The 13,303-nt window shown below is 57.5% G+C and carries 16 protein-coding genes; all 16 read left to right on the top strand.

Translation table 11 applies throughout. The features are described from left to right. Positions 1 to 4 precede the first annotated feature (4 nt). The 16 genes from WC421_02120 (at position 5) to lptB (ending at position 13,293) form a co-directional block, all read left to right on the top strand. Positions 5 to 661, top strand: coding sequence for a lysophospholipid acyltransferase family protein (locus WC421_02120; GenBank protein MFA5161018.1), 657 nt, complete (start codon positions 5 to 7; stop codon positions 659 to 661). Positions 662 to 708: 47 nt separating this feature from the next. Further along, entirely contained in the window at positions 709 to 1,257 is a 549-nt protein-coding gene (locus WC421_02125; protein MFA5161019.1) for an HAD family hydrolase, read from the top strand. Further along, positions 1,241 to 1,825: a DUF1295 domain-containing protein gene (locus tag WC421_02130; GenBank protein ID MFA5161020.1), complete on the top strand. Its 585-nt coding sequence runs from the start codon at positions 1,241 to 1,243 to the stop codon at positions 1,823 to 1,825. The genes WC421_02125 and WC421_02130 overlap by 17 nt, the downstream gene beginning before the upstream one ends. Next, positions 1,822 to 2,628, top strand: coding sequence for a DUF3108 domain-containing protein (locus tag WC421_02135; protein ID MFA5161021.1), 807 nt, complete (start codon positions 1,822 to 1,824; stop codon positions 2,626 to 2,628). Before WC421_02130 ends, WC421_02135 begins: the two co-directional genes overlap by 4 nt. A 3-nt stretch (positions 2,629 to 2,631) precedes the next feature. Continuing rightward, positions 2,632 to 3,621, top strand: coding sequence for a D-glycero-beta-D-manno-heptose-7-phosphate kinase (rfaE1, locus tag WC421_02140; GenBank protein MFA5161022.1), 990 nt, complete (start codon positions 2,632 to 2,634; stop codon positions 3,619 to 3,621). Further along, the gene (gene kdsB / locus WC421_02145; protein ID MFA5161023.1) at positions 3,614 to 4,372 is read left to right on the top strand and encodes a 3-deoxy-manno-octulosonate cytidylyltransferase; all 759 of its coding nucleotides are present in this window, start codon (positions 3,614 to 3,616) and stop codon (positions 4,370 to 4,372) included. Before rfaE1 ends, kdsB begins: the two co-directional genes overlap by 8 nt. 1 nt (position 4,373) lies before the next feature. After that, a complete protein-coding gene (locus WC421_02150) occupies positions 4,374 to 5,996 on the top strand; it encodes a CTP synthase (protein ID MFA5161024.1) in 1,623 nt (540 codons plus the stop codon). A gap of 17 nt (positions 5,997 to 6,013) precedes the next feature. Next, positions 6,014 to 7,327 (top strand): DUF262 domain-containing protein, encoded by a 1,314-nt coding sequence (locus WC421_02155; protein ID MFA5161025.1) that lies wholly within the window; start codon positions 6,014 to 6,016, stop codon positions 7,325 to 7,327. A 103-nt stretch (positions 7,328 to 7,430) separates the two neighbouring features. After that, positions 7,431 to 7,823 (top strand): hypothetical protein, encoded by a 393-nt coding sequence (locus tag WC421_02160; protein ID MFA5161026.1) that lies wholly within the window; start codon positions 7,431 to 7,433, stop codon positions 7,821 to 7,823. A 3-nt stretch (positions 7,824 to 7,826) separates the two neighbouring features. Next, on the top strand, positions 7,827 to 8,726 hold the full coding sequence (locus WC421_02165; GenBank protein MFA5161027.1) for an RES family NAD+ phosphorylase: 900 nt from the start codon (positions 7,827 to 7,829) through the stop codon (positions 8,724 to 8,726). 11 nt (positions 8,727 to 8,737) lie between these two features. Next, positions 8,738 to 9,577 (top strand): 3-deoxy-8-phosphooctulonate synthase, encoded by an 840-nt coding sequence (gene kdsA, locus WC421_02170; GenBank protein MFA5161028.1) that lies wholly within the window; start codon positions 8,738 to 8,740, stop codon positions 9,575 to 9,577. Then, positions 9,574 to 9,837: a hypothetical protein gene (locus WC421_02175; protein ID MFA5161029.1), complete on the top strand. Its 264-nt coding sequence runs from the start codon at positions 9,574 to 9,576 to the stop codon at positions 9,835 to 9,837. Before kdsA ends, WC421_02175 begins: the two co-directional genes overlap by 4 nt. Further along, positions 9,804 to 10,808, top strand: a complete 1,005-nt coding sequence (locus WC421_02180) for a KpsF/GutQ family sugar-phosphate isomerase (protein ID MFA5161030.1) — start codon at positions 9,804 to 9,806, stop codon at positions 10,806 to 10,808. Before WC421_02175 ends, WC421_02180 begins: the two co-directional genes overlap by 34 nt. Beyond that, the gene (gene lptC, locus WC421_02185) at positions 10,798 to 11,889 is read left to right on the top strand and encodes an LPS export ABC transporter periplasmic protein LptC (GenBank protein MFA5161031.1); all 1,092 of its coding nucleotides are present in this window, start codon (positions 10,798 to 10,800) and stop codon (positions 11,887 to 11,889) included. The genes WC421_02180 and lptC overlap by 11 nt, the downstream gene beginning before the upstream one ends. Further along, positions 11,886 to 12,599 (top strand): hypothetical protein, encoded by a 714-nt coding sequence (locus WC421_02190; GenBank protein MFA5161032.1) that lies wholly within the window; start codon positions 11,886 to 11,888, stop codon positions 12,597 to 12,599. Before lptC ends, WC421_02190 begins: the two co-directional genes overlap by 4 nt. Next, positions 12,574 to 13,293 carry an LPS export ABC transporter ATP-binding protein gene (gene lptB / locus WC421_02195; GenBank protein MFA5161033.1) on the top strand — a complete coding sequence of 240 codons (720 nt, stop codon included), beginning with the start codon at positions 12,574 to 12,576 and terminating at the stop codon, positions 13,291 to 13,293. Before WC421_02190 ends, lptB begins: the two co-directional genes overlap by 26 nt. Positions 13,294 to 13,303: the final 10 nt, after the last annotated feature.

The following is a 13,303-nucleotide window of genomic DNA, read 5'->3' on the forward strand; positions in this document are numbered from 1 at the left end:
CTATATGTCCGCGCCCAGATGGATTGACTGCATAGCCCACCGCGTCTTGCCGCTTCTGGCGGAGGGATACATCCGCCTTGCCGGCGCGACCACATCAGTAATCACCGAGGAAAACCCGCAGTCCGCCGCGCTGGAGGCGCAGGGAAAAAATTTCATTTACGCCGCCTGGCATTGCCAGCAGCTTATGCTTATCTACACGCATCGCGGCAGGCGGGCGTGCGCGCTTGTCAGCATGAGCCGCGACGGCGAATATGCCGCCCGCATACTGGAGCGTTTCGGCTTTGCGGTGGCGCGCGGCTCCACCAGCAAGGGCGGCACGCAGGCGCTTCTGGCTTTGATAGACAAGGCGCAGCAGGGCTGGCATCCCGTCATCACGCCGGACGGGCCGCGCGGCCCGGCGCGCACGGTTTCGCCCGGAGTGGTGTTTCTGGCGCAGAAGACCGGCCTTCCGGTGGTTCCCATCGCCTGCGGCCTTAAACGCAAACTAACTTTCAATTCCTGGGACCGTTTCATGCTGCCGCTGCCTTTCGGGAAAGCGGCGGTGGTCTGGGGCAGCCCGGTGGCGGTTTCCGAGTCCGACGACCCCGCTGAAGCCGCCGCCAAAATCCAGCGCGGACTTGACGCCGCCTCCGCCCGCGCCGAGCGCCTCGCGGCAGAATAAGGGCAATCTCGTTTCGGGGCGGGCCTGCGGGATGGCGGTTGTAATTTATGAAAGCCGTATTTCTTGACAGGGACGGGACGCTTATTCACGACAGGCCGGGGCATTATCTTTCCCGGCCAGAGGATATGCGCGTCTATAAAGGCGCGCCGGAGGCGCTGGCGAAACTTTCCGCGCGGGGTTTTAAGCTGTTTATCGTCTCCAACCAGTCCGGCATCGGCAGGGGATATTTCAGCCGCGCGGCGGCGGTCCGCATCAACCGCCGGCTGGAGAAAATACTCGCCGCCGCCGGCGCGGAAATAACCGAGACGGCTTTCTGCCCGCACTCGCCGCAGGACGGCTGCCCCTGCCGCAAGCCTTCGCCGGAAATGGGCAAAAGGCTTGTCAAAAAATATAAAATAGATGTTGCCGCCTCCTTTATGGTCGGCGACAAGCTCATTGACGCGGAATTCGGCAAAAGGCTGGGCGTGCGGACTGTGATGCTTGGCACGGGGCATGGCGCGTCGCAGGCTGCCAAATCCGGCGTGAAGCCGGACCACCGCGCAAGAAACATAATCTCGGCAGTAAACTGGATACTCAAAAATGAAATACAGGATTAAAATTTCGCAGGCCGTAACCGTCGCGCTGCTGCTGGCGGCGAGGCCATGCTCGTGGACTTTGTTTTTCGCCGGGCTTGCCGTGGCCGCCGCGGGCGAGGCGTTGAGGATATGGGCCTCCGGCAATCTTTACAAGGACAAGACCCTCGCCGTGGGCGGGCCTTTCCAGCTTGCGCGGCATCCGCTGTATGTCGGCTCGTCGCTGATTGCGGCGGGGTTTACCGTGATGTGCGTCAACCCGGCATACCCCTACCGCTCCGCCGCGCTGGCATTGTCGGTGATACTGGGCTTCATGTTCGTCTACAGCGCCACCGCCAACGAGGAGGAGGCCCGTCTTTCGCAGCTTTTCGGCGCGGAGTATGAAAGCTACCGCAATTCCGTGCCTAAATATCTGCCCTGCCCGTCGGCATTCGGCGCGGCTTTGCGGACGGATAAATTCTCGCTTTCGCAAATGTTGTATAACAAAGAGCAGATAACCATGCTCGGCTTTGCCTCCATAGCTGGCATTGTCGCGCTGATGGTGTGGCGCGGCCTCAGCATGGCCGGGCTGGTGATGTCGCTATTTTCATGAAGCTGCTGCTATTGCTGCTGACGCCGGTTGTTTCGCCCGCCTTCGCCGCAGAACGCGAGCCGCTCCTTTGTCCTCTCAATAACGCCGCCGTTGTCCAGACATCGTCGGGGCCGGCAACCCCGGCCTGGTTTGGCGAAAAGGTGGAATACGCCATAAGCTGGGGGCTTATCACCGTCGGCCATGCCGATATCTGGGCAAAAGACATCGTGTCCGACACCGGCGGCAGGCCGCTTTACCACATAATATCCACCGCGCGCTCCACCGGCTTCATGGACACTTTCTTCAAGGTGCGCGATATAAACGAATCATGGATAACAACGGACGATTATTCATCCCGCGGCTACCGCCAGATTATGCGCGAGGGGAATTTTTTATGGGACGAGTGGGTGCTTTTTGACGCCGCCGCCAAAAAATTCTCCGGCGAAAACAAGGACCGCGGCGGCAATATAGACAAGCCGCAGGGCGACATTCCGGTTCCCATACAAGACGTGTTGTCCGCGCTGTTTTACATGCGCTCGCAGAAGCTGGAGGTGGGCGGCGAGTTTTCCATAGACGTAAACAACACCAAAAACTGGCCCATGATAGTAAAAGTTACCGAACGCGAGAAAATCAGCCTCCCCGGCGGCAACAAATACGACTGTTTCGTGCTGGAGCCGCTTATGCGCGAGAAGGGCATTTTCGTGCAGAAAGGCAAGCGCATGCGGGTGTGGGTTACCGCGGACCAGTACCGCACCCCCGTGATGATGCGGGCGGAGGTTTTCGTGGGCAATGTAACCGCCTGGGCCGAGAATATAACAAGGTGAGCTATGCCAAAAAACAGGCTTTCACAGATAGTCCGTTCGTTCAGCGGCAAAAAAGTGGTCGTGTTCGGCGATGTGATGCTGGACCGCTTCGTGCGCGGCTCGGTCGGCAGAATATCGCCGGAGGCGCCGGTGCCGGTCGTCCATGTGCTGCATGAGTCCAGCCTTCCCGGCGGGGCGGGGAACGTGGTTTCAAACCTCGCCGCGCTGAAAGCCAGGGCCGCGCTGGTCTCCGTCTGCGGAAATGATGCCGCTGGCAATCAGCTTTCCGGCGCGCTTTCCGGGCACGGGGTGGATGTCTCCGGCCTTTTGCGCGACGGCCACCGCCCCACCATAGAAAAAACCCGCGTCATAGCCGAGCATCAGCAGGTGGTGCGCTTTGACCGCGAGTCAAAAGAGCCTTTTTCCCGCGACATGGCCGCAAAATGCGAGCAGGCGTTTTCTGAAGCGCTGGAAGGCGCCGGGGCCGCGATATTGTCGGACTACGGCAAGGGAATGCTCAACCGGACCAGCATTCCTAAACTGATACAACTGTGCCGGCGCAAAAAAATACCAGTCTGCGTGGACCCGAAAACAGAGCATTTCCGCCGCTACCGCCGCGTAACCTGCATCACGCCCAACACCAAGGAGGCGTGGGAGGGAATGCATTCCGTCCCGCGCGACGGTCAGCCCGCCATAGAGGAGCTGGGCCGCAAAATACTCAAAACCCTTGCTTCCGAGACCGTGCTTATCACCCAGGGCGCGCACGGCATGACGCTGTTCCGGCATGACAAGCCGCATTCCCCTTTCCATATCCCGACCGCTGCGCGCGAAGTTTTCGACGTAACAGGCGCGGGCGACACGGTGATTTCCGTGCTTTCGCTTGCGCTGGCAAGCGGCGCAAGCCACGAGGAGGCCGCGCAACTCTCCAACTGCGCCGCAGGAATTGTGGTGGGCAAGCTGGGAACCGCCACCGCCTCGCAGGAGGAGATTTTGGAGGCGATACTCAATGGCTGACACGGTTTTTGTAATTCCCGCGCGTTACGGCTCGGTCCGGTTTCCGGGCAAGGTGCTGGCGGAAATCTCCGGCAAGTCCGTGGTGCGCCGGGTTTACGAGGCCTGCTCCGCCGCCGGCATGGGCGAGGTCATCATCGCCACCGAGGATGAGCGCGTCGCCAAAGCCGCCGCGGCCTTTGGCGCAAAATACGTCATCACAAGCCCCCGATGCGCCAGCGGCACCGATCGCGTCTGGGAGGCCGCCTCCGGGCGCGGCGAAAAATTCATAATCAACGTCCAGGGCGACGAGCCTTTCATTTCCACGGCTACGATAGCCGCCGCCGCCCGGCTTTTGCAAGCCGACCCGCAAGCCGACATCTCTTCCGCCTGTTTTGAAATCACAAACCCGGACGATATCACAAACCCCAATTCGGTCAAGGCGGTGCTGGACGGGGGGGGGCGCGCATTGTATTTTTCGCGCAGCCCGGCGCCGTATCACCACCAGCTTTCGGAGATAAAGGACAAGGTTCCGTATTACAAGCATTGCGGAATTTACGGCTACCGGCGGGCCGCGCTGGAAAAATTCGTAAGCCTTCCGCCCAGCCGGCTGGAACTGCTGGAGCGGCTGGAGCAACTGCGCGCGCTTGAGGCGGGCATGACAATAAAATGCGCCGTCTGCGAGGAAGCCGGCCCGGCCATAGACACGCCGCAGGATTTAATCCGCGCCGAGGAATACCTCCGCGCGCATAACTTAATAACCAAGGGAGCCTGACATGGGAAAATTCATATTTGTGACGGGCGGGGTGGTAAGCTCGCTGGGAAAAGGGATATGCGGCGCGTCAATCGGGAAGCTGCTTCAGCTTAACGGATTGTCCGTAACGATGGTCAAATGCGACCCGTATATCAATGTGGACGCCGGCACCATGAACCCCTTCCAGCACGGCGAGGTTTATGTAACCGACGACGGCGCCGAAACCGACCTGGACCTGGGCTATTACGAGCGTTTCCTGGAAAACCCCATGACCCGCGCCAACAATGTTACCGCCGGAAACGTCTACCGCGCCGTGATAGAAAAAGAGCGCCGGGGCGAATACCTCGGCTCCACCGTGCAGGTGATTCCGCACGTGACCAACGAAATCAAGTCGCGCTTTTCCGCGCTTTCGGGCAATTTTGACGTGACCATAGTTGAAATCGGCGGCACCGTCGGCGATATTGAAAGCCTTCCCTTTCTTGAGGCCGCCCGCCAAATGCGCATGGACTGCGGCCCCGGAAACGTGATGTATGTGCATGTAACGCTGGTCCCCTATATCCCCGCCTCCGACGAGCTGAAGACAAAACCGACCCAGCATTCCGTCAATAAATTGCGCGAAATCGGCATAGACCCCAACATGATAATCTGCCGCGCCAACAAGCCGCTGGACGCCGACATCAAATCCAAAATCGCGCTTTTCTGCAGCGTGCCCAAAGAGGCGGTGGTGGAAGCGCCGGACGTGCCCTCCATTTATAAAGTGCCGGAGCTGCTGCATTCGCAGGGCGTCAACGAGCAGGTGCTCATGCTGCTCGGCATACGCGCCAAGCGGCACGATTTCGGCAAATGGGACGCTTTCATCAGCCGCATGGACAAGCTGGAGAAAACCGTCAATATCGCGGTGGCCGGGAAATATGTAAAGCTCAAAGACTCCTATAAGTCCATCGGCGAGGCGCTGCTGCACGGCGCGCTGGCCAACAACGCCAAAATCAAGATTGATTATGTGGATGTGGAGGATGCCGACGCCGCCCCGCGTCTGCGCGCCGCCGACGGGATTTTGGTCCCCGGCGGTTTCGGCGACAGGGGGGTGGAAGGCAAAATAAAAGCCATCACCATCGCGCGCGAGATGAAAAAGCCGTTCCTCGGAATCTGCCTCGGTATGCAGTGCGCCGTCATTGAATCGGCAAGGAACCTGGCCGGCTGCAAGAATGCGCATTCAACAGAGTTTGACCCCAAAACGCTCTATCCCGTTATAGACCTGCTGCCGGAGCAGAAAGGCGTCCAGACCAAAGGCGGCAACATGCGGCTCGGCGCATATACCACCGTGCTGGCCGAGGGCAGTCTCTGCGCCAAAGCCTACAAATCGCTTGAAATCAGCGAGCGTCACCGCCACCGCTACGAGTTCAACCCGAAATACGTCAAAACGCTTGAAAAGGCCGGTCTTAAAGTTACCGGCTGGTACAAGGACCGCAAGCTGCCGGAAGTCGTTGAATTGCAGGGCCATCCGTGGTTTGTGGGCGTGCAGTCCCACCCGGAATTCAAGTCGCGCCCGACAAAACCGCACCCGCTGTTTGCCGCTTTCATAGAGGCCGCGCTTAAATCCGCCGACAAAAAGCACCACCCCGCCCCGGAGCACGCCGCGGCATGAATTGACAGGGCTATCTCATGCAGAATAACAATGTCATCGCGCATAAAACTACAACCATGCGCATTGTAGATTTGCGTAATCAGTATGAGAATGGCCATTTGAATCTTAACCCGGGGTTTCAAAGACAGTCCGTTTGGAATGAGCGTGACAGGGCTAAGCTGATTGACAGCATTTTGCGCAATTATCCATTGCCAGCCATATTCCTCTATAAGCGGGAGGAAAACGGCAAGTTGGTTTTTGATGTTATTGACGGCAAGCAGCGGCTGGAATCCATGTTTATGTTCATGGGAAATATGCGCGGCAGGTTTCAGGTATCCACGCATTTACCTGATGCGAGTTCGGCAGAGTATGTTGGCTGGAATACGTTAAAACGTCGGAAATTGCAGTATTTGCTTGAGGGATACGAAATACCTGTTATTGAGGTTGATGGCGATATAGGCGATATTATCAGCGTGTTTGTGCGAATTAACTCCACAGGAAAAGCGCTTACGCCTCAAGAAAAGAGACACGCTCGTTATTACAGAAGCGAATTGCTCAAAGAAGCTTCGCGCATGGCGCGCCGTTTTGAGGACTACTTCAGAGATCATGATATTTTCAGCCATGGACAGTTGTGCCGCATGAAGCATATTGAGTTTATGTGTGAACTCATGCTTTCGCTGGTTACCGGTGATGTTTTGAACAAGAAAACCGCATTGGATCGTGTGATGGAAACACCATCCATGGGACGAAAAGATGTGATGAAAGCGTCGCGTATGTCGGTTTCCGCGCTTAGGCATATCAAACACATGTTCCCCAAGCTGAAAACGACGAGGATGCGGCAAGTGTCTGATTTCTACAGTTTGGCAGTTCTTATCGGGAAATTTGAGCAGGAGAAATTGGTTCTGACCGATAGGAAACGAAACAGACTGGCGTGGGACATTTTGCAGGCGTTTTCCGTACAGGTGGATGAGGTGCGGGAATTGCAGCGCAAAGCCAAGGGCGCAAGAACGGACCAGGAAATTTACCGGGACTATCTGCTGACGGTTTCACAAATGACCGATGATATAAGCCAGCGGCGGAAGCGGGAGCAGATATTGCGGAATCTTTTGCAAAGCCTTTTTGCGCGGAAAGATTCTCAGCGGGGATTTACAGCGGAACAGAGAAGAATATTATGGAATACAGCTTCGGACAGAAAATGCTCTTATCCCGGCTGTTGTAAAAAACTGACATGGGATGATTTCACGGTGGATCATATAAGCCCTTACAGCAAAGGCGGGCAAACTCAACTGAAAAATGCCGCGCTGATGTGTCGCGCGCATAATTCATCAAAGGGGAATCGGAGAGTTGCCTGAAAGGAATTCTGTCGTTCCCTGAAAATCCCGTGGCGAGGGTGGTAAAAAGATGGTATAATAGTGGTATAAGAATGGTAATGTCTTGTTTCCGCCGGGAGGGGTTATGCCGACTGCCAGCCTGAATCCGTTTTCCATGGTTCCAAGAAAGGACTACCTTTCATTTTTTAACGGCAGGCATCCGAGATACAAGAAAATTCTCTCGTTTACCGATTTCCAGAAAAAGGATGTGGCTTTTGCCGCCGGAATTCCTGTCGCCTCCGTTCGTTACGACAACAAGCTGCCGGCGGAGGTTGAAACCCGTTTCCGCGAATGGGCAACGCTTCTGAATCTGGTGGCGGAACATTTCAGAGGCGATGCGGATAAAACCGCGCTTTGGTTCGTCATGCCCAATCCGATGCTTGGCAATATAGCTCCTCGCGACATGATTCGCATGGGGCGATTCAACAAGCTGCTTAAATTCATAGTCAATGCCATGTCGGAAAATCAGCGTCCATAAATCATGGCAAAGCATTTTCGCGCGAAACCAATACTGCTGGATTGTTTTCATGCGGTGGATGTTTATCGGACTGCGGCAATAAGGGATAAATGTCTTCGGTATCACAGTGAGCTATATAATGCTCTCGCTATTGAGCGGGATAAGATATCGGATTGTCTGAAAAAAGCGCTGCTGGAAGCTGCAATCGGTCCGTTCAAATTTTCCGGCTGGCAGCGGCTTGTCAAATACAGGTATTCGGACAATCCGCTGTCTCCCGAAGGAAGCTTGCTGGAACCGGGAGGGAGGTTTAACATCCCGGATATCAACCCGTTGCGGTTTCCCAGATTTCCGGCGCTCTATATAGCCGAAGACCGGAAGACCGCTTTAGGTGAAGCGTTAGGCGGCGAAGGCGACGGCGCAATGTCCGCGCTGGATTGCGCGCTTGTCAAAAGAGAATCAATAGCCGTTATCTCGCTGGAAGGAGAGTTGGATTCCGTCATAGATTTGAACAAGGCCGAACGGCTGGAACCTTTTTTAAGGCTTATTGCGGGAATTTCCCTGCCCGCAGAAAAGGAGAAGTTGCTGGCGGACATGGGCAAAGCCGCCGAAATTGAACCAATGCAGCTTGTGCGCACAATGGATGAATTGGCAAATGCGCTGTTTGCCGGGGAATGGCGCAGAATGCCCATGCTCTATGATATTCCGGCGCAATGCCAGGTATTCGGACAGCTTGTTTTTAACGCAGGTATTGATGGGATAGTTTATCCGTCAAGAGTGTCTCCCGGCAATTGCATCGCCATATATCCGAGAAATTTGATTCCTGGTTCGTATGTGCAATTGTCCGGGGCTGTTCCTGCAAGTCTGAAAATTACTAGATTAGATAGGGTGAGTTGGCCGGCTATGCGCGGAACTCTTGATTACTGAATGGTGGCGCCATGACTGCAAACATCAGACAAACAAAGGTCAAAATCGGCGGGGCGGAGTTTTGCAATGCCGGGCCGCTGGCTTTTATCGCCGGGCCTTGCGTTATTGAAAGCGAACAGGGCTATCTGTCCGCCGCTAAAAAGCTGGCGGAAATTTTCCGCGCCGCTCGGCGTTCTTTCGTGCTCAAAGCCTCTTTTGACAAGGCCAACCGCACCTCGGTGAAATCGTTCCGGGGGCCCGGCATGGCGCGCGGGCTGGAAATTCTGGCCAAGGCCAAAAAGCTGACCGGCGCGCCGCTGCTGGTGGACGTGCATGAGCCGCCGCAGGCGGTTGAAATCGCCAAAGTGGCCGATATTCTGCAAATCCCTGCCTTCCTGTGCCGCCAGACGGACCTGGTTCTGGCCTGCGCGCGGACGGGGAAAGCCGTCAACGTCAAAAAAGGCCAGTTTCTCGCGCCGTGGGATATGGGTAATATCGCGGCGAAGATAGAATCCGCCGGAAACCGCAATATAATGTTCACCGAGCGCGGGACCAGCTTCGGCTATGGGCGGCTGGTGGTGGACATGTCCGGCCTTGAGGTGATGAAGCGGACCGGCTATCCCGTCATTTTTGACGCGACGCACTCCGTCCAGCAGCCGGGGGCCCTGGGAAGCGCCACGGGGGGGGATTCGTCTTTGATCCCCGCTCTGGCGCGGGCCGCCGCCGCCGTGGGTGTGGCGGGGCTGTTTTTCGAGGCGCATCAGGACCCGCGCAGGGCATTGTCGGACGGACCCAATTCTCTGTCATTGAAAGATGTGCCCAAACTCGTTAGAATCGTATGTAAGCTGGACGACGAGGTCAAAAAAACATGAAGTGCCTTTCCTGCGCCCAGGAAAACAAGCCGGGCGTTAAAATCTGCAAGAAATGCGGACGCGAAATCGCGCTGGCGCCCGCCTGGTTTCCCGACTGGAAATGGCATTTGAAAACGCTTTCCATCATATACGCCGCGCTGGTGCTGTTTTTTTTCGGCGCGCATTTTCTGCTGAAAAAACTGCCGCCGCCGTATAATCTGCGCAGCATTCCGCCGGAGATGACGCCATGGCTAAACCCAAAAACTCCCCCCAATCCGTAACAGCCTTAGCGCGCGCCGACATGCTGGCCGAATCCCGCGCTGTGGCATCGGCTGCGCGCGCCCTTGACGGCGCGGTTTTTTCCCGGGCGGTAAGAATTCTGCGCGGCGCGCTGGGCCGGGTGGCGGTAACGGGGCTTGGCAAATCGGGCCTTATAGGCCGCAAAATAGCCGCCACGTTGTCTTCTACCGGAACCTCGGCGGTGTTTGTGCATCCGGTGGAATGCCTGCACGGCGACCTAGGCATGATTTCCGAGGGAGACGTTTTGCTGGCCCTGTCCTCCTCCGGCGAGACTGACGAGGTTTGCAAGCTGGCCGCGCTTTTGAAATCGCGCGGCGTGAAAGTGGCCGCCCTCACCGCAGGCGCCAATTCCCGGCTTGCCCGGATTTCCGACGCCGGCATCGCCCTTAAAATTTCAGGCGAGGCCTGCCCCCACAACATAACCCCCACTTCCTCCACCACCGCCATGCTGGCCGCTGGCGACGCGCTGGCGCTGGCGCTTATGCGGCTGTCGGGCTTTGGCAGGGAGGATTTTGCCAGGCTGCATCCGGGCGGCAGTTTGGGAAAAATGCTTTCACTGAGAGTCAGGGATTTGATGCGCACCGGCGCGGCAAATCCCGTCATGCTCCAGACAAAAACCGTGGCCGACGCCCTGCCGCTTATGACGGAAACCCGGCTTGGCGCGGTGTCGGTCGTGGATTCAAAAGGCCGGCTGGCCGGCTTTTTCACTGACGGGGATTTGCGGCGCGGCTTGCAAAAAGACACTGCGCTGCTTTCCCGCAAACTGGCGGATGTGATGACCAGAAAGCCCGCCTTTGTAACCGCCGATACTCCCGCCATAGAGGCGGCGAGGCTGCTGTCCGGCAAAAAAATAGACAATATCCCCGTGCTGGACGGGCGCGGCAGGCCCGCCGGCGTTCTGGACGAGCAGGACCTTATAGATGTGCTGCCGCTGGTCCGCGATGAGCAGTAAACCCCCGTTTTTGCTGGCCCTGGCGCTCTGCCTTTCCGGCTGCGGCTATTACGGCGCGGACGGCGGCGGCGCGCGCGCGGTTCCGGTGCATAAAATGCAGAAGCTGAAAATGTACGAGATTGCGGGCAGCTCCCGCCCCTGGACGCTGGATGCCAAATCCGCCGAGCTTAAAGACGGCGAGGATACTGTCCGGATGGAGGAGCCGTTGGCGGTTTACGCGCACGGCGCTTCCACGTCTACGGTTAAATCGCGGCAGGGACGTTTCAACATGGAGGACAGCACCGCGGTTTTCAGCAAGAATGCGATAGCCTTCACCGACGGCGGGCGCATAAAGCTTGAAACCGAGGAACTGAAGTATTCCCCCAAAAGCGACAGGGCGTGGAGCGATGTTAAAGTTGATATAACCCGCGTCAAAGACGGCTCCACCACCACGGTTTCCGCGCAAAAGGGTTTTTACAATCTGGCGCGGAAAGACGGCGCGCTGTCGGGCAATGTGGTGGCACATGAGTTGCGGGATAATGTTACGTTGGAGACGGAACAGCTCAATTACTCGGAGAAAAACGCGCTGATGTGGTCCGACAAGCCGGTGAAAATGACCGAAATCCGGGAGAACTCCCCTACGGTGGTTACAGCCTCCAGCGGCAGCTACGATTTGAACGGCAGGACGGCGGTTTTCAGCGGCGATGTCGTCGCGCTGGAGCAGAAGGACAATGTGGAGCTTTACACCGACAGGCTGGTATACAATCATCAGACTGCGCTGCTGTCGTCGGAGTCGCCGGTCAGAATGAAAACCGTCAGGGATAATTCGGTTTCCACCGTTACCGCGCGCAAGGGCAGTTACGATGCGGCGGGGCGTTCGGCTGTTTTCACCGGCAATGTGGTGGCGCGCTCGGAAAAGGACAAAACCATGCTGGAGACCGAGAAATTGTTTTATTCCGCAAAGCGCGCGCTTATATATACCGACGAGGCGGTCCGGCTGACGGGCGATAGCACGGTGGTCCGCGGCAGGGGCTTTGAGGCCAAACCCGACCTGTCGGAAATATCGGTTATGAATCAGGAAACGGAGCTGCCTAAAAAATGAGGCGGATTTTCGGGATGATTTTGGCGGTTGCCGCGGTCCCCGCGTTTGCGGGGGACGCCGCCGTTCCGCCCATGCTGGGCGGCGTGGTCAAAAGCGATAAATGGACCATGCACCGCGCCGAGGGGACCGAGGAGTTCTCCGGCAACGTGCGCTACCGCAGCGACCAGTACGAGATGCGCGCCGATTGGGGCCTCTACAACCGCAACACCGGCGAGTTCAGGACGTCCGGCAATATAGACGGCGCGAAACGCTGGCCCGACGGGGCATTGTCCCGCGCGCGTTCCGACAAGGCTCTCTACCGCATGAAAGAGGAGACCGCGCTGCTGGAATCCGATGCCGGGCGTCTGGTGCGCATAGACCACAGCAGCCCGGTCTACGGCGTCTGGAACAGCGTCTCAAAAACGGCTTTCGCGGACCAGAACGCGCGTTTTGCGCGGCTGGAAAAAGAAGTGGTCATAACCAGCACATCCTCCGTCGCGCATTGCGACAGCGCGGTTTACAGGTACAGCGAGGACGGACGGCACGCCCTGTTTGACCTTTACGGCAGGCCGGTGATTACCGGGGTTCACGACGGCTACGATTACGCCGTAGTGGGCGACACCGCCGCCGCGGACATTGCCATGGACAAATTCACAATCACTGGCCGCGTGAAGGGCTGGATACGGCCCGCGGCAGGGAGCCGGCATGGAGCTTCGCGCTCGTTCTATTGAGAAAAACTACAAGGACCGCAAGGTTGTAAAAGGCATAGACATTTACGTCCGCACCGGCGAGATATGCGGGCTGCTGGGGCCCAACGGCGCGGGGAAAACCACCACTTTCTACATGCTGGTCGGTTTTATCAAGCCGGACGGCGGCAATGTGTTCATAGACGACAGGGATATCTCCGCCCTGCCGATGTACGAGCGCGCGCGGCTGGGCATAGGCTACCTCGCCCAGGAGCCGACCATTTTCCGTGGGCTTTCGGTGGAGGACAACCTGCTTGCCGTGCTGGAACGCATAATGCCCTCCAAAGCGCAGCGGCTGAAAAGGGTGCAGAGCCTGCTTGAGGAATTCGGCCTGTGGCGGCTGCGCAAACAGCAGGCCTGGACCCTTTCCGGCGGAGAAAAGCGCAGGCTGGAAGTGGCGCGCGCCATGATAAACGACCCGCATATCATGCTGCTGGACGAGCCTTTCGTGGGCATAGACCCCATAACGGTAAGCGACCTCAAGCGCATAATTTTCCAGTTGCGCGACAAGGGCCTGGGCGTGCTTATCACCGACCATAACGTGCGCGAGACGCTGGACCTGACCGAGCGCGCCTATCTTATACACGACGGCAAAATCCTCACCGAAGGCTCGCGCGACGTGCTGCTCAACGACCCCGGCGCGCGCAAATTCTACCTCGGCGAAGATTTCAAGATGTGATGGCGGGCGC

Source organism: Elusimicrobiales bacterium, from assembly GCA_041651175.1.
Lineage (GTDB): Bacteria > Elusimicrobiota > Elusimicrobia > Elusimicrobiales > Elusimicrobiaceae > JAQTYB01.